At 71.1% G+C, this 20,410-nt stretch carries 18 protein-coding genes; 15 read left to right on the top strand and 3 right to left on the bottom strand.

The annotated features are described in order from the left end of the window. The first annotated feature begins 2,064 nt into the window (after positions 1-2,064). The gene (locus KM933_RS07770; RefSeq protein ID WP_221349541.1) at positions 2,065-2,802 is read left to right on the top strand and encodes a Crp/Fnr family transcriptional regulator; all 738 of its coding nucleotides are present in this window, start codon (positions 2,065-2,067) and stop codon (positions 2,800-2,802) included. Positions 2,803-2,887: 85 nt separating this feature from the next. Then, positions 2,888-3,406: a hypothetical protein gene (locus KM933_RS07765; protein ID WP_221349539.1), complete on the top strand. Its 519-nt coding sequence runs from the start codon at positions 2,888-2,890 to the stop codon at positions 3,404-3,406. Positions 3,407-3,559: 153 nt separating this feature from the next. On the opposite strand, the gene KM933_RS39070 is transcribed toward KM933_RS07765, so the two are convergent. Continuing rightward, positions 3,560-3,751 (bottom strand): fibronectin type III-like domain-contianing protein, encoded by a 192-nt coding sequence (locus KM933_RS39070; RefSeq protein ID WP_260333232.1) that lies wholly within the window; start codon positions 3,749-3,751, stop codon positions 3,560-3,562. Positions 3,752-4,102: 351 nt separating this feature from the next. On the opposite strand from KM933_RS39070, the gene KM933_RS39060 reads away from it, so the two are divergent. After that, positions 4,103-4,513 carry an MmpS family transport accessory protein gene (locus tag KM933_RS39060; RefSeq protein ID WP_260333231.1) on the top strand — a complete coding sequence of 137 codons (411 nt, stop codon included), beginning with the start codon at positions 4,103-4,105 and terminating at the stop codon, positions 4,511-4,513. Between the two features lie 321 nt (positions 4,514-4,834). On the opposite strand, the gene KM933_RS07755 is transcribed toward KM933_RS39060, so the two are convergent. Next, a complete protein-coding gene (locus KM933_RS07755) occupies positions 4,835-5,287 on the bottom strand; it encodes a lamin tail domain-containing protein (protein WP_221349535.1) in 453 nt (150 codons plus the stop codon). Continuing rightward, on the bottom strand, positions 5,284-5,526 hold the full coding sequence (locus KM933_RS07750; protein WP_221349534.1) for a choice-of-anchor K domain-containing protein: 243 nt from the start codon (positions 5,524-5,526) through the stop codon (positions 5,284-5,286). Before KM933_RS07750 ends, KM933_RS07755 begins: the two co-directional genes overlap by 4 nt. Positions 5,527-5,792: 266 nt before the next feature. On the opposite strand from KM933_RS07750, the gene KM933_RS07745 reads away from it, so the two are divergent. The 12 genes from KM933_RS07745 (at position 5,793) to KM933_RS07690 (ending at position 20,362) form a co-directional block, all read left to right on the top strand. Further along, on the top strand, positions 5,793-6,548 hold the full coding sequence (locus KM933_RS07745) for an aspartyl/asparaginyl beta-hydroxylase domain-containing protein (RefSeq protein WP_221349532.1): 756 nt from the start codon (positions 5,793-5,795) through the stop codon (positions 6,546-6,548). Between the two features lie 34 nt (positions 6,549-6,582). After that, positions 6,583-7,953: an MFS transporter gene (locus KM933_RS07740; protein ID WP_221349530.1), complete on the top strand. Its 1,371-nt coding sequence runs from the start codon at positions 6,583-6,585 to the stop codon at positions 7,951-7,953. 107 nt (positions 7,954-8,060) lie between these two features. Beyond that, complete coding sequence (locus KM933_RS07735) at positions 8,061-9,233, top strand: beta-ketoacyl-ACP synthase 3 (protein WP_221349528.1); 1,173 nt, start codon at positions 8,061-8,063, stop codon at positions 9,231-9,233. Further along, a complete protein-coding gene (locus KM933_RS07730) occupies positions 9,230-9,466 on the top strand; it encodes an acyl carrier protein (RefSeq protein WP_221349526.1) in 237 nt (78 codons plus the stop codon). The genes KM933_RS07735 and KM933_RS07730 overlap by 4 nt, the downstream gene beginning before the upstream one ends. Before the next feature lie 54 nt (positions 9,467-9,520). Further along, positions 9,521-10,411 (top strand): (3R)-3-[(carboxymethyl)amino]fatty acid oxygenase/decarboxylase, encoded by an 891-nt coding sequence (scoE, locus tag KM933_RS07725; RefSeq protein WP_221349524.1) that lies wholly within the window; start codon positions 9,521-9,523, stop codon positions 10,409-10,411. Next, entirely contained in the window at positions 10,408-10,956 is a 549-nt protein-coding gene (gene scoD, locus KM933_RS07720) for a (2E)-enoyl-ACP glycyltransferase (RefSeq protein ID WP_308013299.1), read from the top strand. Before scoE ends, scoD begins: the two co-directional genes overlap by 4 nt. A 51-nt stretch (positions 10,957-11,007) precedes the next feature. Continuing rightward, positions 11,008-12,603 (top strand): fatty acid--CoA ligase, encoded by a 1,596-nt coding sequence (locus tag KM933_RS07715; protein ID WP_221349522.1) that lies wholly within the window; start codon positions 11,008-11,010, stop codon positions 12,601-12,603. Between the two features lie 125 nt (positions 12,604-12,728). Next, the gene (locus tag KM933_RS07710; protein ID WP_221349520.1) at positions 12,729-12,986 is read left to right on the top strand and encodes a phosphopantetheine-binding protein; all 258 of its coding nucleotides are present in this window, start codon (positions 12,729-12,731) and stop codon (positions 12,984-12,986) included. A 76-nt stretch (positions 12,987-13,062) separates the two neighbouring features. Further along, positions 13,063-17,349: a non-ribosomal peptide synthetase gene (locus KM933_RS07705; RefSeq protein WP_221349663.1), complete on the top strand. Its 4,287-nt coding sequence runs from the start codon at positions 13,063-13,065 to the stop codon at positions 17,347-17,349. 92 nt (positions 17,350-17,441) lie between these two features. Then, entirely contained in the window at positions 17,442-18,527 is a 1,086-nt protein-coding gene (locus tag KM933_RS07700) for an ABC transporter substrate-binding protein (RefSeq protein ID WP_221349519.1), read from the top strand. Between the two features lie 65 nt (positions 18,528-18,592). Next, positions 18,593-19,558, top strand: coding sequence for a FecCD family ABC transporter permease (locus tag KM933_RS07695; protein WP_221349517.1), 966 nt, complete (start codon positions 18,593-18,595; stop codon positions 19,556-19,558). 3 nt (positions 19,559-19,561) lie between these two features. Next, a complete protein-coding gene (locus tag KM933_RS07690) occupies positions 19,562-20,362 on the top strand; it encodes an ABC transporter ATP-binding protein (RefSeq protein WP_221349516.1) in 801 nt (266 codons plus the stop codon). Positions 20,363-20,410: the final 48 nt, after the last annotated feature.

Genomic DNA, 20,410 nt, shown 5'->3' with positions numbered 1-20,410 from the left:
GCGACGGAGGGGGTGTCCACATTCGATCGGTCACACGTGCGGTACGCGGACAGGGGGTGCCGGGTGCGCTCGCGGACGCCGGACGCGCACCTCTTCGCACCGCCGGCCCGAGGGAAGATCCGGCGCTCGTACGTCTACTCGTCTCATGCACGGGGAGGAGACGGTGTGCAGGTCATCGCGGTGAGTCCCCTTCGCAGCGCAATCAGCGGCACCTGGCTGGATCGAAGCGGACTAGATCACGCTCTTGACATCGTTGTCAATACTTCTGACACCGGCGGCCGGCGGCCCGTCGTCCTGTCCGTCGACAGCGGCGGGGCGCAGGAGGCGTTGCCGTACGGGACCCGCTTCGGAGCGGACCCCGTCGGCACTGTCACGGCGCCCGGCGGTCCGTGATCGACGGGGTGCTCGACGACCGCCCGTCCGAGGGGATCGGGTGGAGGGCCCGTGGTGCGTGGCCCACGGCTTGTGGCCTGCGGGTCCGTGGCCCACTGCCGGTAGCCACGGCCTGTGGCCCACGGGCCTGTGCCCTGCGTGTCTGTGGCCCGCGGCCCGCGGCCCGCGGCCTGTGGGCTGGGGGTCCGTGGCCCGTGGGATGTGCGGAGTGTGGTGGTTCGGGGTCGCCTTGCGGGCGGGCGGGTGACGGACGACGACCGGTGGACGACGGCTGTCGGGCGGTCGACGGACGACTGTCGGGCGGTCGACGGGCGGGCGATGGGGCGCTCGGAGTGGAAAGCTTTGTTTGAAGTGCGCCGGGTGTGACCAAAGGGGGTACGCCTGATGGATGACGATCACGCTACGTGCCCGAGCGGTCGGTGCCCGTACCGGAAGCGCACCGGCCCCGGATCCCGTTCGGTCCGCAACCTGCGTGTGCCGAAGCTTTGCTGACGTGGCGGAAGTTTTCGGTGAGGATGGTGGCGGGCCCGGTGGGGCGAGAAGCGTGTACAGGGCCGCGAACGGCGAATCCGCGCACCGGTCGACATGTGCGGCGCTTGTGTGCGGCGCGCGGAGTTCGTGCCGGGATTCCGACCGTTGCAGAGTTCGATGAATATGTGTTTGGCATAGGCGTGCTGCCTCGAATTTTTCTTCGCATATCACGTGATGTGAATGATCGGGAATGCTGACCGGTTGTTCTGCTGTGGCTGTTGCTTGCACTCTGTCCGGTGCAGCCGACCGACGGTGGATGTCTGCACCTGACTGAAATTGGTTGGTCCTGACCGGTGTCAGTTGGTGATAACGCTGTCACGTGGGCGTGCCGACAGGGCCGCTTCACCTGCGAACGGGCAAAAGGGGCGAAGCGTCGAGCGGGGTGAACGGCTCATGGGGGCGACCGGATCGAGTGCGGCTCCGTAACAAACCCCTCCGGCGGGGGGTCTTTTTGTTCGATCGGCGTTGTCTGGCCTGGAGTGACCGGTCGGCAGTGTCCTCGGGCTCTCCAATGGTGTTAGCGTGGCAGTGGTCTGAACCTTGGTGGGTCCGGACCTCTCCGGGAGGTCCTGAGGGTGGTGCCTCAGGACCTCCCGTTTTTGCTGTCCGTTTGAGTCCCCGTCACCTTTCGATCGGGGCAGGAAAACCTTTCGGACGCGCATATCGGCGTTAAGGGAAGGCTCTCGTAAATCCTTCGGGGACGCGACGACCCCTGTTCGTGCGGGCTGCCTCGGGTGCCGTTTGTAACAACCCCCCACTGTGGAGGGGGTTTCGGCTGGATCTTGATTGTCCGGGAGACGCTCGAAAGCGTGAGTGGCTCTTCACTCCTGCGGAGGGGTAGCTTGAACTCGTCGAGAACCACCATCACCTGACCGGGCCACACCACCCGGTCGGTACCGCACCTCCCGGAAAGGACAACGGACCCACCACGTGGGACCCCGCCGCTCGGCGGGGTCCCCGCACCACAACGGAACAAGGATTCAGACAGCTCATGCGAACCGCCACTGCCGACGGCGCCATACCGCCGTCCCGCCGCGGGCACCGCGGCACCCTGCTGGTGACACGCCGTCACGAACGCTCCTTACGGGGCGTGCACGCCGGAGCGTGTTCCACCACGGCCGCCGGAGCGGGGGGATGAGGATGCACCCCACTCTCGAAACCGCCCGGCCGATCGACCTCCAGGACAACACCGGCTTGCCGGAAGGTACCTTTCCGCGTGGCCTGCGCCCCGACACCTGGCGGCTCCTGCTGCGGGCGGGGCTGCGCGGCCACTTCTTCAAGCCCGGCGAGAGTCTGCCGATGGGACCGGGCGACCGGGACGTCTACATCATCTGGGACGGCGCCGTGCAGCAGGAGCGCTTCCCGCTCGGTGAAGGGCGCGGCGCCCCCAGGATCACGAGGTTCAGGGGACGCGGCCAGGTGGTGGGCGAGGCGAAACTCGTCACCCCCGACGATTCCTCCGTGCACACCCGGTGCCTGACCGCGACCGTCGCCATCCCGTGCGACGAGCGGTCGTTCAACGCACTGCTCCGCCGGCGGCTGGAGGCCCAGCGCGCCCTGCTGCGCAGTCTTGAAGCACGCAACCGCAGCGACGAACTCCTCTACGCCACGGTCACCCGGCCGCCCCTGGAGCGCGTCAGCCGGCTCGTGGCCCACCTCGCCGACACCACCGGCGTCCCCGATCCCCGAGTCCCGCATCGCACCGTCGTCTCCGGCATCGGTCAGAAGGACATCGCCGCCGCCCTCCAGATCGCCGTCTCCACCACGGAGAACGCGCTCCGGACCCTGCGTTACCACGGCGGCATCGTCGAAGCCCGCTACCGGCAGCTCGTCGTCAACAGCGTCGACGAACTGCGCCACTTCGTCGCCGGGCTCTGACACCGCCCCGGCACACCGGACCCACCATCCGACACTGCTGTCCGTCTCGTGCGGGCAGCGGCGTCTCCCTGAACGGACCAACAGCATGATGACCAGCAACACGCTGGCGATCGGGACCAGCGCCGGCATCCTGGTGGCGACCACCGTCGCCGCTCTCGTCACGGGCGCCCTCACGACATACACCCTCCTGCACCACCAGCAGGTCTTCACATGGCTCCAGAAGGTCCGCCACAAGGACCGGGCGAACGCCGAACTCGACAAGCCCGACCAGTGGCTCTCCGACCTCTACCAGGCCCAGTGCCGCCTCACCCAGAAGCCCTGTCACATCGGGGACTTCGAGGACATCGTCCAGATCACCAACATGATCAAAGGAGTCGTCGACCACACGGAGGTCATCGGCCCCGACCTGACGAAGGTCGTCGAGCGCGTCGAGGAGTACCTCGTCACCGCCCTGCCCGAACCCGAGCCCGACTCCTCGGCGGTGCTCCTGCCCGAGCACCGCTCCCTGCTCGTCAAGGCCATGAAGCAGGAGAACGCACGGGTCGAACTGACGCGGGCCGTGGTGGCCGCCCAGCAGCGGATCACCCAACTTCGGCGCGGCTGAGGGAACACCACCCACTGCCTGTCCGCAGCCGCCGTCCGTCCCCATCCCCCCATCCCCCGGACCCCTCCGAAGCCGCACCGGAGATGGCCGCCGTGAACCAGCAGCGCGGGTTCGCGGCGGTCACCTCCGGTGCCGGCACGGACCCGTGGCCCGTCAGCGCACGGAGACACTGCCCGCGTACTCGGTGTCGGCCGAGGAACGGCCGACGTATACAGGTACCTTGCCCGCGGGCGTCACCCAGCGGCCCTTCGCCTCGTCCCGGAAGGACAGGGTGCGGCGCGTCACGGTCGCGGCGGTGCCGTCGACACCTCCGGCTGGAAGGAGACGTACGGCACGCCGACCCATGCCAAGGCGGACGCCCTGATCCAGGAACTGGTGCCGCTCCTGGAGAACCTGCCCCACGTCGAGCGGTACGCCCGGTTCGCCGACGACTGGGCCGGGACCGCCAGTTGCCGGTACTCCACGCTCTACGGCGCCGACGGCAGGCTCACCAGCCACGGCAGCGCGTACGCGGCCGCCGGGCCGACCGGCCCCACCGGCCGCTTCCGGCTGGTCGACAAGGCGCGGGGCACCGCCCTGCAGGGGAACTTCCTGCCGAACCTCTCTGACCTGCTACTTCGTTGGATGCGTAACGTTTTGACTTTGCCCTGCCTTTGCGATTGGCTACGCGTCCGACTTCAAGATCCGGGGGGATCCATGAACCGCACCGTCCGTGCCGCCGTCCGCGCCGCCGCCGTCGCCGGCCTCACGCTCGGCCTCAGCTCCTGTTCCGAGGCGGTCGACCAGGTCGACAAGGCGGTGGACGAGACATACGAAGTCACCTACGAGGTCACGGGGAAGAACGTCGACTCGATCGGCTTCCACGGCGGCGGTGGCACGGCCATGAAGCCGAAGATCGAGTCGGTGTCCGGGCCTGAGCTGCCCTGGAGGAAGACGGTCGAGCTGCGCGGCATCATGCCCGCGGCGGTCATGCCGGTCGCCGCGGACCCCGAGGGTGCCGCGGTCACGTGCACGATCACCTACAAGGGCGAGGTACTTGAGGAGAAGAGCGCCGAAAGCCTGGTGACCGCCGGCGGCTGCGTCGCGGAGTCCCCGGTCACGGGGTGACCCCAGGGGAGGCTCCGGGGGCCCCGCCCGCCGCCGGTCCAGCAGTCCTCCGCGGCTGGTGCGGTGCCCGCCGACGGTCGCGGTTGAGGAGTACGGCCAGGGGTACCCAACAGTACGGGGAGCACGAGGACGGTCTCCTGCACCGCGTGCCCACGTCCTCCGAGGAGTCCCTGCAGCCCACCGGACGCCAGGGGTCCCCGACCGACGGGGTGGAAAACACCGGCGCGGACCCGGACGACCTGCCCTGAAGCCGCCCGGCGCCCCCGGCGGCGCACCCGTGTGCCCGGGGTCCCGGCCGAGGACGGCCGGGGCGGAGCGGGTTCAGGGAGTGGCGGCGGAGCCGTAGGAGTACCGGGAGACGAGGTTGCCCCGGGTGTCCCGGAGCTCGGCCGCGTCCCTCTGGTCGTTCCAGATGGGCCGTCCGCTGCCGTAGGAGTGGCCGCCCCACTCGGGGTGGACCTGGTTGGTGTGGACGCGGATGCGCTGACCGGGCCGGAGCACCGTGTTCGGCGGGAAGGTGAAGTCCTGTCCGGCGTCGTCGGCGCCGAGGACCCAGCCGGTGATGTCCGCGGGCGCGGTGCCCCGGTTGACCACCTCGACGTACTCGTCGGCCTGGGTGCGCTTGACCTCGCCCTTGAACCGTACGGTGGTGATGTGCACGTCGGGCCGGCCCGTCCGGGAGAGGACGGCGACGAGCTCGGCGTCGTTGGCGCCGTTCTCGGGGCTGACGAACCTCGTGACGATCCTGCCGTTCTGCTTGAAGCCGGTGATCACGACCGCGTGCTCGGTCCCGTCGATATCCCCGTGATCGGGTAGTTCTGGTGCGTGATCGTCCCGAGTGCGAACTCGGTGCCGTCCAGCAGGGCCTCCACGGTCCCGCCGGTGAACACGTACCCGCTCTTGCGGCTTTCCGCGGGAACGCCCCAGGTGACATGGCTGGTGTTGAGGCCTTCGAGGCTGGGCGGTGTCACGCTGATGGCGGTCCAGGTGCCTGATGTGTCGACTTTGGACATACGCCGTTTCATCTCCCCGGTCGAGGGTCGGGCGGACCTGTCGGCCCGGCGCCGTGAGACTGGCCGCCAGGGCATGACCGGAAAAGGTGAATAACAGCCATGAGGGGAATGGGGCGAATGACCGTCTATTTCCCGTCATAATCCTTTTCCCGGCCGGTGTGCCCGAGAGCCGGCGGAACTCGTGGGAACCCGTCGCGTCCCGCGCCCGACTACTGGTGCGACGACCCGGCCCCGCGCCTGGTCGTGGCACCAGTCAGGAGGGCCGTATGACGCCGGAGATCGAGAACGCCTTCGCGGCGATCGGAAGAGACCACGGAGCGGACTCGGTCAGCCGTGTGGAGCGGATGCTGGAGCCCGGCGGGGGCGGGCCGCGGCACCCCCTCCAGACAGGCGCCAGGTGGATCCTGCCCGGACTGTCCCCGATCCCCTGGCACGACCCCTACGCCTACCCCGAACTGACCCCGGTCGTCGAGGCACTGGAATCGGCTCATCCGGCCATCAAGGAAGAACTGGGATCGGCGTGGAAGGCCCGGCGGGAGGTGTTCTCCGACTACGAGCACTACCTGACCCGGCAGGAGAACTGGCAGGCCCTCTATCTCTACCGCGGCGGAAGCCTGGTCGGTGAGGCGGCCGACACGGTGCCGACCGCCTGCAAGGTGCTCGAGGAGTTCGCCGTCGACACCGGGAAGATCTGCCCCCTGCTGGAATCCCATTTCTCCACACTGCTGCCCGGGGCCTCGATCGCTCCGCATTGCGATCTGTGGAACTTCAGCATCAACCTGCACCTCGCCGTCGACATTCCGGACGGGTGCAGCCTCACGGTGGCGGGGGAGACCCGTTCCTGGCAGGAGGGGCGCTGCCTGCTCTTCGACTACTCCTTCGAGCACGCGGCACGCAACGACGGGGACCGGCCGCGCACCTGTCTGCTCGTGGACCTCTGGCATCCGGAGACGACCCTGCCCGAACGACGGGCGCTGACGGTCCTCATCCAGGAGATACGGCGACTGATGGGGGAGCACTGAGTACCTGAAATCCCTTCGGTAAAAGGATCGATTCATGCACGCCCGGCTTTCCCTGCTCGTCCTGTCCCTGGCCCAGCTGGTCATCGCGCTCGACTACAACATCGTCTACGTGGCACTGCCCGGGATAGGCGCCGATCTCGGCTTCGCCGACCACGACCTGCAGTGGGTGGTGAGCGCCTACGTCGTGACGACGGGAGGCTTCCTGCTGCTGGGCGGACGGACGGCGGACCTGCTCGGCCGCCGCCGGACCTTCGTCGCGGCAGCGCTCGTCTACGCCGGTTCCTCACTGGTGGGCGGGTTCGCGCAGTCCCCCGGGGTGCTCGTCGCGGTCCGGGCCCTCCAGGGCATCGGCGGATCGCTCCTGTTCCCGGCCACCCTCTCCCTGATCAACACGATCTACCCGGAGGGCGCCGCCCGGAACCGGGCGCTGGCGGTATGGGGCGCGGCAGGAGCCGGCGGCCTGTGCCTGGGCTCCCTGCTCGGCGGAGTCCTGGTGGACGCGTTCGGCTGGCCCTCGGTGTTCCTGGTCAACGTCCCCGTCGCGGCGGGCATCGCCTGGGCGGGACGGAAGCTGTTCCCCCCGGACGCCCGGCGGACCGGCACCGGGCAGTTCGACGTGACCGGCGCCCTGGCCGCGACCGCGGGGATCACCCTGCTGGTGTTCCTGCTGGTCAACGCACCCGAGACCGGTTGGACCAGTCCGCTCACCCTGGCGAGTGCCGCACTGTCACTGGCCTTCCTGGCCCTCTTCGCCGTCGTCGAGAGGCGTTCCCCCGACCCGCTGGTGCCGGTACGGCTGTTCGCCCGGCGCGGCCCGACCGCCGCGATGGCCGTCACCGCCCTCTACAGCGCGACCTTCAGCGCACTTCCCTATTTCCTGACCCTCTATTACCAGACCGTGCGCGGCTACAGCGCCTTCGCGACCGGTCTGGCCTTCCTCGTACCGGCCGTCGTGACGGCCGTCGGCACCCAGCTCGGTGAGCGGGCCGTGGCCGTTGCCGGCGTGCGCCGCATGCTGGCCGGGGGCATGGCGCTGGGCGCGACCGGAGCCGCCGCCCTGGGGCTGGCCCTCACCGCGGGCGGCCCGTACGCGCTGCTGCTTCCCGGGATCGTCCTGCTGGGGATCGGGCAGGGCGCCACGTGGACCGGCATGTGGATCGTCGCCGCCTCCGGTGTGGCCCCCGAGGACCAGGGCGTGGCGTCGGGAATGGCCTCCACCAGCCTCCAGGTGGGCGGAGCGGTGGGTCTCGCCCTGCTCGTGGCCCTCGCGGGCGGTGTGGGACAGGGACCGTCGGACGGCGCCCTTCTGAGCGGGATCCGGGCCGCGGTGTTCACGGCGGCGGCCGGCATCGGCTGCGGCGCGCTGCTGACGTCCGGCCTGCGCAGAGCGGCCGCGCCTGTGTAGCCCGGCCCCGGCCCGGTCCCCACTGTCCCCACTGTCCCCCATTCCAATCCCCGTGCCCTCGACCTCTCCGTCATCCGTACCGCACCCCACTCCTCAGGAGGACCGCCGTGCCCGTACCCGCCCCGACCCCGCGGGCTCCCGCCGCTGTCCTGTGCGCAGTGGCCGGCTGGGTACCGCCCCGCGTGGTCACGAACGACGAACTCGCCCAACGGCTGGACACCGACGACACCTGGATCCGGACCCGTACGGGAATCCGCCGCAGGCATGTCGCCGAACCCGGCCAGGCCACCTCCGACCTGGCTGTCGAAGCGGGGCGGCTCGCCCTGCGCAACGTGAGGCCCGTCCTGGGCGAATCGCCGTCCGCCGGCGAGGATCCGGTCGACACGGTGATCGTCACCACCACGACCCCGGACCGGCCCTGCCCGGCGACCGCACCCGTGGTCGCCGCGCGGCTCGGCCTGGACCGGGCCGCCGCCTTCGACGTCGGCGCGGTGTGCACCGGGTTCGTCTACGGACTCGCCACCGCCGCCGGACTGATCGCGGCAGGCGTCGCACGGCGGGTCCTGCTGATCGGGGCCGACACCTACTCCACCATCGTGGACCCCCTCGACCGGGCCAACGCGATCGTCTTCGGAGACGGCGCCGGAGCCGTCGTCCTGCGCGCCGGGCACCCCGACGAGCCGGGTGCGGTCGGCCACTTCGACCTCGGCAGCGACGGCACCCACGAGGACCTGATCATGGTCGCCGCAGGCGGTTCACGCCGGGGCCCCGCCGAAACCGAGCCCTCGCGCACCGAGCCCTCGCGCACCGAACTCCCGCACACCGAGCCCTCGCGCGCCGAGCGGCACTTCGCGATGCGCGGCAACGAGGTCTACCGGCACGCGGTCACCCGCATGGCCGCCTCCGCCCGCACGACCCTGGCCGCCGCCGGCTGGAAGACCGACGACGTCGACCACTTCGTACCCCACCAGGCCAACCTGCGCATCCTGCACGCCGTCGCCGACGACCTCGGCCTGCCCCGGGAACGCTGCGTCGCCAACGTCGACGCGGTGGGCAACACCGGTGCCGCCTCCATCCCGCTCGCCCTCGCCGACGCCGCCGCCCAGCGCGCGCTCCGCCCCGGCGACCGGCTCCTGCTCACCGCCTTCGGCGGCGGACTGACCTGGGGCTCCTGCTTGCTGACCTGGCCGGATCCGCCCCCGCCCGCCCCGCCCCGCGAACCCCTCGCCCCGTACGGCGCAGACAGCGCAGACAGCATCGGAGAGGACAGCCCGTCATGAGCACCACCTACGACCGACTGGTGGAGATCGTCGCGAAACTCCACGGCACCCCGGTCGAGCGGTTCACGCCCGAGGCGACCTTCGCCGACCTGGACGTCGACTCGCTGACCCTGGTCGACATCAGCATCCGTATCGAGCGGGACCTCGGCGTCACCGTCCACGACAGCGAGCTGCGTCCCACCCTCACGATGGCCGGCGCCGCGGAGCTGATCGACGCCGGGGAAACGGTCTGACCCACCCCGACAGGCAGACCCCGGCACGCAGACCCCGACACAGAAGGCGACATCATGAAGATCACCGATCAGCCCGGCGCGTTCCTCGGAGCGAGCGTCGAGGGCTTCGACCACACCACCGCCTCCGACGCCGACGTCGACACGCTCAAGCGGACCGTCCGCACGAAGAAGATCGCGGTCCTCAAGGGCCAGGACCTCTCACCCCGGCAGTTCCTGGCGCTCGGCCGGCGCCTCGGCCGTCCCGAGACCTACTACGAGCCCATGTACCGGCACCCGGAGGTGCCGGAGGTGTTCGTCTCCTCCAACGTCCCGGAGAACGGCAGGCAGATAGGTGTCCCGAAGACCGGCAAGTTCTGGCACGCCGACTACCAGTTCATGCCCGACCCCTTCGGCATCACCCTCATACATCCGCAGGTCGTCCCGGAGAAGAACCGCGGCACGTACTTCATCGACATGGGCCGTGCGTACGCGAGGCTGCCCGCCGACCTGAAGGAGGAGATCGGGGGCACCTTCTGCAAGCACTCCGTCCGCAAGTACTTCAAGATCCGCCCGCATGACGTCTACCGCCCGATCTCCGAGATCATCGACGAGGTCGAGACCAGGACCCCGGCCGTCCGCCAACCCACCACCTTCATCCATCCCTTCACCGGCGAGACCGTCCTGTACATCAGCGAGGGCTTCACCGTCGGTATCGAGGACGCGGACGGCAACCCCCTCGACGACGAGCTCCTCAAGCGGCTGTTCGACGCCACGGGCCAGCTCGACGAAACCTTCGAGCACGACAACATCCACCTGCAGGGCTTCGGGAAGGGCGACCTGCTGGTCTGGGACAACCGCAGCCTCATCCACCGCGCCCGGCACACAACCACCCCGGAGCCGACCGTCTCCTACCGCGTCACCGTCCACGACGGGCGCAAGCTGCACGACGGGATCCGGGCCGCGTGAGCGCGCCCGCCGCCGACCGCGCCGAGGCCCCGCCGGAACACGTGTACCCCACGGACGGGGAACTGCTGGCCCGCGTACTCGTGCCCTACAAGGCGCACTGCAAGTACCTCAGGAGCGCCCGGGTCACAGCGGAGGCCGGACTCGCCTCGGCGCGCTGCGAGTTCGCCGTCGCGGACTCCTGGTACATCGACGACACCGGCCATCTGAACGCGGTCGAGGCCAACATCGCCTACAACCAGATGATGTACTACCTGGTCGCCAAGTCCGTGCGGGAAGGACTGCTGACCGGCTTCGAGTCCTGGACGCCCGACGACTTCTGGCGGCACCAGCTCCCGGACATCCTCATCGCCCGCTTCACCGGTAATTTCCGCCGCCCGGTCGACCCCCGCTCCTTCCACGGGGAGATCCGGTTCCGGTCCGTCACCCGGCGCTCCCCGGGCGGCGGCAGCCCGTTCCTGCACGCCGAGACGTCGTACCGGTACTGGGACGCCGGCCGTGGCCGCTGCGACGGCGAGGTGACCCTCGCCTTCGTCGGCATTTCCTGATCCCACCCTCATCCCACCCTGTCTCTCCCCCTGATCACCGGAGGACCGCCCATGAAGACCTCCACGGCGACACCGCCGCCGGCGGCCGACCGCATCCACCACCCCGAACTGCGCACCCTCGTGCACAGCGCCCGGTTCCACGCCGGGCGCCGGCCCGACCGGGCCGCCGTGCTCTGCGAAGGGCGCACCCTCTCGTACGGGGCCCTGCACCGCGGCAGCAACCGGATCGCCCACGCCCTGCGCGCCGCCGGACTGGGCGAGGGCGACCGGGTCGCCTACCTCGGCAAGGAGTCCGAGCACTACTACGAGATCCTCTTCGGCTGCGCCAAGAGCGGCACCGTCCTCGTGCCCGTCAACTGGCGGCTCACCGCACCCGAGGTCAGCCACATCCTGCAGGACTCCGGCGCCCGGCTGCTCTTCCTGGAGGAGGAGTTCGCCCCCGTCGTCGACGCCCTGCGGGGCACACCGCCGGAGACGGTCGTCGCCCTCGCCGGCGCGGACGGCTGCGCGGAGTGGACAGCCGGCCACTCCGAGGCCGAGCCGGAGTCCGGGGCCGGTCCGGACACCCCGGTGGCCCAGCTCTACACCAGCGGCACCACCGGACTGCCCAAGGGCGTCGTCCTCGCCCACCGCAGCTTCTTCGCGATCCGCGACGCGCTGGCGGGCGAGGGGCTGGACTGGATCGACTGGCGTACCGGTGACATCGCCCTGATCGGCATCCCGGGGTTCCACGTCGGCGGCCTGTGGTGGGCCACCCAGAGCTTCAACGCGGGTACGACCGTCGTGGCGATGCGCGCCTTCGCCGCCCGCACGGCCGTCGACCTCATCCGGGACCTGGGCGTCACCACCGCCTGCGTCGTACCCGCCATGCTCCGCATGATGCTGACCGAACCCGGCGTCGACGCACAGGACTTCACCACCCTGCGAAAGATCGTCTACGGCGGCTCCCCGGTCTCCGAGGCGCTCCTGGAGCAGAGCCTCGCCGTCCTGGACTGCGAGTTCGCCCAGATCTACGGTCTCACCGAGACCGGCAACACCGCGGTCTGCCTGCCGCCCGCCGACCACGTTCCCGGCGGCCCGCGCATGCGGGCCGCCGGCCGTCCCTACCCCGGCGTACGCGGCAAGGTGATCGACGCCGAAGGGCGTGAACTGCCGCCCGGCGAGGTGGGAGAGGTCTGCCTGGCCACGCCCGCCCGCATGGTCGAGTACTGGGGACTGCCCGGGAAGACCGCGGAGACCCTCGTCGACGGCTGGATCCACACCGGGGACGCGGGCTGCATCGACGAGGACGGTTACGTCTTCATCCGCGACCGCATCAAGGACACCGTCCTCGTGGCCGGCGAGAACGTCTACCCCGCCGAGGTCGAGAACGTCCTGGAAAGCCATCCCGGGGTGGCGGAGGCGGTCGTCGTCGGCGCCCCCGACGAACGCTGGGGCGAGTACGTGCACGCCTTCGTCGTCCCCGTCCCCGGGCAGGAGCCCACCCCCCGGGACCTGCACACCCACCTGGTCCCGCGGCTGGCGAGCTTCAAGCTGCCCGCCAGATACGAGTTCGTCGACAGCGTCCCGCGCAACCCCAGCGGCAAGATCCTGCGCCGGGAACTGCGCGACCGCTTCTGGGACGGCTTCGACCGCAAAGTCAACTGACGCGCCCCGCGCCCCGCACCCTGCACCCTGCACCCTGCACCCCACGTTCCGCACCCGGAACGCGGTCACCGTCCGCTCGCCGTCGTCGAGCCCTCGAGCCCTCGAGTCCTTGAGAGAGAAGCCGCATGCCTGAACCCCTCACCCAGGAGAGTTTCCGAGCCGACCTCGCGGAGTTCCTCCACCTGGGGCCCGACGAGGTCGACCTCGAAGAGAGCCCGTTGGACGCGGGGCTGGACTCCCTGCGCATCGTCACCCTCCTGGAGCGCTGGCAGGCCGCCGGCGTCGACGTGGGTTTCGTCGACCTCGCCGAACGCACCTCCTTCGCCCAGTGGTGGCAGCTGCTGGAGGAACGCCGCAGGGGAGCAGCCCGTGCCGACACCTGACCGTGCGCCGGCCCGTACGTCGGCAGACACACCGGTAGGTACAACGACAGGCACACCGACAGGCACGCGGCACCCGCTGCTGGCCGCCCAGGAAGGGATCTGGACCGGCCAGCAGCTCGACGCGGACAGCCCCGCCTACAACACCGCCGAGTACGTGCGCATCGACGGCCCCGTGGACACGGCGGTCTTCGACACGGCCCTGCACCACGTCGTCGCGGAGACCGAGGCCCTCAACGCCACCTTCGTCACCGATGCCACCGGCCGCCCCTGGCAGCTCGACACCCCGGCCGGTGAATGGCGCACCCACGTCGCCGACCTCACCGCCGGGCCCGCCCCGTACGCCGTGGCCCTCGCCTGGATGGACCAGGACCTGGCCCGTCCCGTCGACCTCACCCGTGGCCCCCTCTTCGGACACGCCTTGCTCAGAACCGGACCGGAGCAGTACCTCTGGTACCACCGTGTCCACCACATCGCCCTCGACGGCTTCGGCCTCGCCCTCGTGGCCCGCCGGGTGGCCGAGGTCTACACGGCACTCGCGACCGGTGAACCCGTTCCCGACAGCGGTTTCGGCACCCTGGAATCCGTCCGCGCCGAAGAGCTGGCCTACCGCGGATCCCATCGCCGCGCCAAGGACCGCGCCTACTGGACCGGCCGGTTTGCCGACCGTCCGCCGGCGGACGGCCCCGCCGGCCGCTCGGCCCTGCCCGCCCGCACCTTTCACCGCCGCGTCAGCGACCTCGACCCGGCCACAACGGAACGACTGCGCGCGGTCGCGCACGACCTGTCGGTGACCTGGTCCGAGATCGTGCTCGCGGTGACCGCCGCCCGTCTGCACCGGATCACCGGCTCACCGGAGATCGTCCTGAGTCTGCCCGCCATGGGCCGCCTCGGCTCGGTGTCCCTGCGGGTGCCCGCCATGGTGCGCAACATCCTGCCCCTGCGGGTGCCCGTCACCTCCGACGACACCCTGCGCGACCTCACCGCCGGGGTCTCGCGCGAACTGCGCGCCGGGCTGCCCCACCAGCGCTACCGCTACGAACAGCTGCGTCGCGACCTGAAGCTGGTGGGCGGCCGGCGACGGTTGTCCGGTCCGGGCGTGAACATCATGCCGTTCGAGTACGGCCTGCGGTTCGCCGGACACCACAGCACGGTCCACAACGTGTCCGCGGGGCCCGTCGACGACCTGGCCGTCAACGTCTACGACCGGTCCGACGGCACCGGCCTGCGCATCGCCCTGGACGCCAATCCCGAGCTGTACACGACGAGCGAGGTGGCCGCTCTCCAGGAAGGACTGCTCGATCTCCTCGGCACGGCGGTCACCACGCCCGACCTGCCGCTGCGGAAACTCGCGGCCGGCCCCGCGCCCGCACCCACGTCCACGTCCACGTCCACCCCCGTGCCGGTCCTGGACGGAGGGCCGCTGCCCGGCCCCGTCCGCCCGGTGCTGAGCCTGATCGCCGATCACGCCGCACGGCGCGGTGCGGCTGTCGCCGTGGAGCACGCCGACACCACGGTCACGTACGCCGAACTCCTCGGCGGCGCACGGGACACCGCCCGCCGCCTGGCCGCCCACGGGGTCGGCCGTGGCGATGTGGTGGTCGTGGCCCTGCCCCGTGGCATCGGCGCTGTCACCGCCGTGCTGGGCGTCCTGCTGTCGGGCGCCGCCTACTGCCCCCTCGACCCGAAGGCACCGGCCGACCGCACCGCCCGCCTCCTGGCCGGCACCACCCCCGCCCTCGTGGTCACGACCGGCGACCGCACCGCCGACTTCCCGGACCACGCCGTACTCCTGCTGGACCGGCCGGCCGGGCCCGGCGGCACCGCCGCTCCCTCCACGCCGCAGCCCACGGACACCGCGTACGTGCTGCACACCTCGGGATCCACCGGCCGGCCCAAAGGTGTCGAGATCGGCCACGGCGCACTGGCGCATTTCGTCGCAGCCGCCGGCCACCGCTACGGGATCCGGCGCGGCGACCGCGTCCTGCAGTTCGCCCCGCTGCACTTCGACACCAGTGTGGAGGAGCTGTTCCTCACCCTGTGCGCCGGCGGCACGCTCGTGATCCGCACCGACGACATGATTGAGTCGGTACCCCGCTTCCTCGACGAGGCGGCCCGCCTCCGTGTGAGCGTGCTGGACCTGCCCACCGCCTACTGGCACGAGGTGGCCTACGCCGTCTCGACCCGCACCGCCGCGCTCCCCGCGACCGTGCGGACCGTCGTCATCGGCGGCGAGGCGGCCCTGCCCGAACGGGTCGACCGCTGGCGCGCGGCCGTCGGCACCTCGGTCGCGCTGCTGAACACCTACGGTCCCACCGAGGCCACCGTGGTCGCCACCGTCGCCGACCTGCACGACCCCGCGCTCGCACCCGGCGACGTCCCCATCGGCCTGCCGCTGCCCGGCACCCGGGCCGCTGTCGTCGACGGCGAGCTGTACCTGCTCGGCGACACCCTGGCGCGCGGTTACCGCGGCGATCCCCCGGACAGCTCCCGCTTCGCCCCCCTCGCCGCGCTTCCCGGCGCCCCCCGCGCCTACCGCACCGGCGACCTGGTGAGTGTCGGCGAGGACGGGTACCTGCGCTTCCTGGGCCGCGCGGACGACGAGTTCAAGATCAGTGGTCACCGGGTCCAGCCCGCCGAGGTCGAGAGCGCCCTGCTCACCCACCCCCGCGTCCGGGAGGCCGCCGTGGTGGGCCGGGCCCACGCCGACGGAACCCGGCGTCTGGTCGCCCACCTGGTCGCGGAGCCACCCGCGCCGTCCGCGTCCGACGTCAGGGAGCACCTGCGGGCGCGACTGCCCGCAGCGCTGGTCCCTTCCGGGATCGAACTCCTCGACCGGCTGCCCCGCACGGGCTCCGGCAAGATCGACCGGACCGCCCTGAGCGAGCCGCCGGAGCTCCGGGCCCCGACCACCGGTGGCGCCCTGGAGCGGACGATCGCGGGCCTCTGGCGGCAGATCCTCGGCACCGGAACCGTCACCGTGCACGACGACGTGTTCGACCTGGGCGCGCAGTCGCTCCAGGTCATCCAGGCGGCCAACCGGCTCGGTACCGAACTCGGCCGCGAAGTGAAGGTCGCCTGGCTCTTCCAGCACCCCACCGCCGCCGGACTGGCACACTTCCTCGATGAGGGCTCCCGGCTGCCCTCCGCACCGGCAGGGCTCCCGTCGGCGCTCCTCGCCGACACCGCTCTCGAACCGGGCATCCGGCCCGGCACCGACCGCGTCCCGGACGGTTCCCCCCGTCGTGTTCTGCTCACCGGCGCGACCGGTTTCGTCGGCGCCCACCTCCTGGCGGAACTTCTGGCGGGCGCGACGGCCGAGGTCGTCTGCACGGTGCGGGCCCGCGACCGGGCCGAGGCGACCGACCGCCTCCACCAGGCCCTCGCCCGGCACGGCATCACCCTCGGCGAGCGGGCACGGGACCGTGTGACCGCCCTCCCCGCCGACCTCGCACGCCCCGGCTTCGGCCTGACCCCGGACGTGCTCTGCGACCTGGCCGCGACCTGCGACGCGATCCTCCACAACGCGGCGACGGTCAGCATCATGCGCGACTACGCCACCCTGCGCGCCGCCAACACCGGCTCCACCCGCGACCTGCTGCGCCTGGCCGCCGTACGCACGACACCCCTCCACTACGTGTCCACCCTGTCCGTGGCTCCGCCCGCGAGCCGCAGTCCGCAGGTGCCGGAGGAGTTCCTGCCGCCGCACGAGGGACTGCGGTACGGCTACCAGCAGTCGAAGTGGGCCTCCGAACGCCTGCTGGAGCAGGCCGCCGAACGGGGTCTGCCGGTCACGGTGCACCGCCTGGGCCGGGTGGTCGGACCGTCCGGCACGGGATACGTCAACGAGCGGGACTTCCTCTGGAGCGTGCTGCGGGCCGGCATCCCCGCCGGGATCGTCCCCGACCTGTTCGAGGACGAGGTCTGGACGCCCGTGGACTTCGTGGCCCGCTCCCTCGTCCATCTCTGCCTCGGAGCCGGCCGCCGGGCCGCCGGTCCCGTCTTCAACCACGCGACCCTGCCCCGCATGCGGCTCGCCGACGTCTACGACGGGGTGGCGGAGTACGGCTATCCGGTACGGCGGCTGCCGCCGGCGCGGTGGCGGCAGGAACTGCCCCGTGCGACCGATGCCGCCGCCACGACCCTGGCCTTCCTCGACTCCGCCGAACAGGCCGCCGCCCCCGACCTGCGCCTCGGCCACGTCCGCGCGGACAACGTCCGCGCCGGCCTGGAGGGCAGCGGCATCGGCTCCCCGTCCCTGGACCGCGACCTGCTGTTCCGCTACCTGGACCACTGCGTCGCCGCGGGGACGCTGCCCGCTCCGGCCGGACGCGGCCGCCCCTCTCGCGCGACGCCCGCACATTGACCGGGAGGTGCCGGGAACTCACGGCCGCCCCGCCCCGACTACTGCGACAGAACCCCTCGGACACAAGCGCATCTCGTATGCAAGGAGCCCGCATGTCGATGAACCGGCCGGCCGTCACCGCCCTGGCCGCAGCCCTGTGCCTGCTCACGGCGGCATGCGGCGACTCCTCGGACGACGACAGGACGAGTACGGAGAGGACGACCGGGGCCGTGGACGCGAAGACCGGCTACCCGGTGACGCTGGAGAACTGCGGCGAGAGGATCACCTTCGAGAAGGCTCCCAGCCGGGTCGTCGTCATGAACGGCGCCTCCGTCGGCGAGGTCTCCACCCTCCTCGCCCTCGGCGTGCAGGACAGGATCGTCGCCAACCAGCAGGGCTACGGCAGGTCCGAGGTGAAGGGCCGCGCCGCCGCCATCAAGGCCCTGCCGACCGGCGACGTGAAGCCCAACGACGCCTTCGACGTCCCCCGTGAGGCGATGCTCGGCCTGCGCCCCGACCTGGTGCTGTCCACCACCTCGTACGGCTTCGACGCCAAGAACGGCTTCGCCACCCGGGACCAGCTGAAGGACGTCGCCGCGAACAGCTACGTCTCCCCGCAGGGCTGCGGCCAGGACAACTCGAAGATGACCATCGCCGACAGCTACACGCTGCTGCGCGACATGGGCAAGGTCTTCAACGTCGGTGACAGGGCCGAGGAGGTCATCGCCGCCTCGCAGAAGAACATCGCGGCCGTCTCGGCGAAGGTGAAGGCGAAGATGAAGGCGAAGGCCAAGGGAAAGGGGGAGGGCAAGGGGAAGAAGACACCGAAGGTGATGGTGCTGTTCTCCAACATGTCCATGGGCAGCAACGACTTCAGCTCGGTCGTCGCCAAGGGCATCTACAACGACATCCTCGCCGAGGCCGGCGGCTCCAACCCCTTCGAGAACGCCTCCAGGACCTCCTTCGCCGACCTGAGCAAGGAGAAGGTGGCCGCCACCGACGTGGACGCCCTGGTCGTCGTCGCGTACAACGACCCGGACCCGGCGGCCTACGCCGAGAAACTGCTCAAGGAGTTCCCCCAGTGGCCGGCCGCCAGGAACAACGCGTACGTGACGCTGTCGGACTCGATGTACATCGGCCCCAGCAACGACCTCGCCGTGGCGAAGATCGCCAAGATGCTGCACCCCGACGCCTTCTGAACAGGCCCGGCCCGCTGAGGGTCGCCCTCGCGTCCGCCCTGCTGCCCGTCCTGCTGATCGCCACGATGATCGTGGCGATCAGCATCGGGGCGGTCACCGTTCCGGTGGGCGACGTGTGGGCGATCGTCTGGCACCACGTCACCGGCGCGGGAACGCCACCGGACGATCCCGCGCTCGACCAGATCGTCTGGAGGTTCCGCACCCCGCGTGTGGTGCTGGCCGCCCTGGTCGGCGCGGCTCTGGCCGTGTCGGGCGCGGTCCTGCAGACCGTGGTGTCCAACCCCCTCGCCGACCCCATCGTGCTGGGCTTCTCCTACGGCGCCACACTCGGCGCGGTACTGGTCATCACCCTGGGCGGCGGCGCCGCGCTGGCCGGGCTCGGGGTGTCGGCGGCGGCCTTCGCCGGGGCGGTGGTGGCGGGTGCGCTGGTGTTCGCCCTCGGGCAGCGGCGCGGGCGGCTGGCGCCGACCCGGCTGGTGCTGGCGGGGGTCGCCGTCGGCTACGTCTTCCTCTCGGCGACCAGCTTCGTCCAACTCCAGGCGACACCGACGGAGTTGCGCACCGTCATGTTCTGGATGCTGGGCAGTGTGGCGGGCGCCCAGTGGGACCAGATCCCCACCGTCACCGTGGTCGTACTCCTCACCACCGCGCTGCTGGTCCTCTTCGGGCGGCGGCTCAACGTCCTGCTGGCCGGCGACGAGTCCGCCACCGCGCTCGGCGTCGACGTCAACCGGCTGCGCGCCGTGCTCCTGGTGCTCAGCGCGCTGCTGACCGGGACCGTCATCGCCGTCGCGGGCAGCATCGGTTTCGTGGGCCTGATGATCCCGCACCTGGTGCGTCTCACCACCGGCGCCGACCACCGCAGACTGCTGCCCCTGACGGCGCTGCTCGGCGCGGTCTACCTGGTCCTCGTCGACCTGCTCTCCCGTACCGTCGACCGCCCCAACGAACTGCCGCTGGGCATCCTCACCGCCCTCCTCGGTGCCCCTTTCTTCCTGTGGCTGCTGCGCCACAACAAGGGTCTGGACTGACGCATGAAACTCACCGTCGACCGGCTCCACGTCACCCTGGACCGCACGCCGATCCTGCGCGACGTCAGCCTGGAGGCCCACAAGGGCGACATCGTGGGCCTGGTCGGTCCCAACGGCAGCGGCAAGTCGACCCTGCTGCGCGCCGTCTACCGCTCCCTGCGCCCGGCGGGCGGAGTCGTACGGGTGGGCGACGACGACGTGTGGACGCTGTCCGCCCGCACCGCCGCCCGCCGTACCGCCGCGGTCCTCCAGGACGCCACCGGCGACACCACCGGCCTGACCGTCGCCGGCATCGTCGCCCTGGGCCGGTCCCCCCACCACGGACTGCTGGGACGGGACGGCGCCGAGGACCGCCGTGCCGTGGAGGAGGCCATCGACCACTGCGGCGTACGGGCGTACGCGGACCGCGACTACGCCTCCCTGTCCGGCGGGGAGCGCCAACGGGTGCTGCTCGCCCGGGCGCTGGCACAGAGCGCCCGGCTCCTCGTCCTGGACGAACTCACCAACCACCTCGACATCCGTGCCCGGTTCGAACTCCTGAACCTGATCCGCGCCACCGGGATCACCACACTGGCGGTCCTGCACGACCTGGACCTGGCCGCACGGCTCTGCGACCACCTGGTCGTCCTGCACGAAGGGGCGGTGGTGGCCGCGGGACCGGTCCTCGAAGCACTGACCCCCGGCATCCTCAGGGACGTCTTCGGCGTACGGGCCGGCGCCGGGCGGCACGCCGACGGTGTCATCCGCATCACCTACGACGCCCAGCCGCTCGCCCACGACCGGGCTGCCGGGCGTCGTAGGTGATGGCGGCTCGGTCACGGATCACGGCGGCTGCGTGGGACGGGCCCGCCT

The sequence above is a fragment of the Streptomyces beigongshangae genome (assembly GCF_019710745.1).
Taxonomy (GTDB): Bacteria; Actinomycetota; Actinomycetes; order Streptomycetales; family Streptomycetaceae; genus Streptomyces; species Streptomyces beigongshangae.
This window is presented reverse-complemented; position numbering and strand designations above follow the sequence as displayed.

What these genes read in the sequence shown, in the direction of transcription:
- KM933_RS07770 (WP_221349541.1), top strand. Translation starts at nt 2,065, where the DNA reads ATGCACCCCACTCTCGAAACCGCCCGGCCGATCGACCTCCAGGACAAC.
- KM933_RS07765 (WP_221349539.1), top strand. Translation starts at nt 2,888, where the DNA reads ATGATGACCAGCAACACGCTGGCGATCGGGACCAGCGCCGGCATCCTG.
- KM933_RS39070 (WP_260333232.1), bottom strand. Translation starts at nt 3,751, where the DNA reads ATGGGTCGGCGTGCCGTACGTCTCCTTCCAGCCGGAGGTGTCGACGGC.
- KM933_RS39060 (WP_260333231.1), top strand. Translation starts at nt 4,103, where the DNA reads ATGAACCGCACCGTCCGTGCCGCCGTCCGCGCCGCCGCCGTCGCCGGC.
- KM933_RS07750 (WP_221349534.1), bottom strand. Translation starts at nt 5,526, where the DNA reads ATGTCCAAAGTCGACACATCAGGCACCTGGACCGCCATCAGCGTGACA.
- KM933_RS07745 (WP_221349532.1), top strand. Translation starts at nt 5,793, where the DNA reads ATGACGCCGGAGATCGAGAACGCCTTCGCGGCGATCGGAAGAGACCAC.
- KM933_RS07740 (WP_221349530.1), top strand. Translation starts at nt 6,583, where the DNA reads ATGCACGCCCGGCTTTCCCTGCTCGTCCTGTCCCTGGCCCAGCTGGTC.
- KM933_RS07730 (WP_221349526.1), top strand. Translation starts at nt 9,230, where the DNA reads ATGAGCACCACCTACGACCGACTGGTGGAGATCGTCGCGAAACTCCAC.
- scoE (WP_221349524.1), top strand. Translation starts at nt 9,521, where the DNA reads ATGAAGATCACCGATCAGCCCGGCGCGTTCCTCGGAGCGAGCGTCGAG.
- KM933_RS07715 (WP_221349522.1), top strand. Translation starts at nt 11,008, where the DNA reads ATGAAGACCTCCACGGCGACACCGCCGCCGGCGGCCGACCGCATCCAC.
- KM933_RS07710 (WP_221349520.1), top strand. Translation starts at nt 12,729, where the DNA reads ATGCCTGAACCCCTCACCCAGGAGAGTTTCCGAGCCGACCTCGCGGAG.
- KM933_RS07700 (WP_221349519.1), top strand. Translation starts at nt 17,442, where the DNA reads ATGTCGATGAACCGGCCGGCCGTCACCGCCCTGGCCGCAGCCCTGTGC.
- KM933_RS07695 (WP_221349517.1), top strand. Translation starts at nt 18,593, where the DNA reads ATGATCGTGGCGATCAGCATCGGGGCGGTCACCGTTCCGGTGGGCGAC.
- KM933_RS07690 (WP_221349516.1), top strand. Translation starts at nt 19,562, where the DNA reads ATGAAACTCACCGTCGACCGGCTCCACGTCACCCTGGACCGCACGCCG.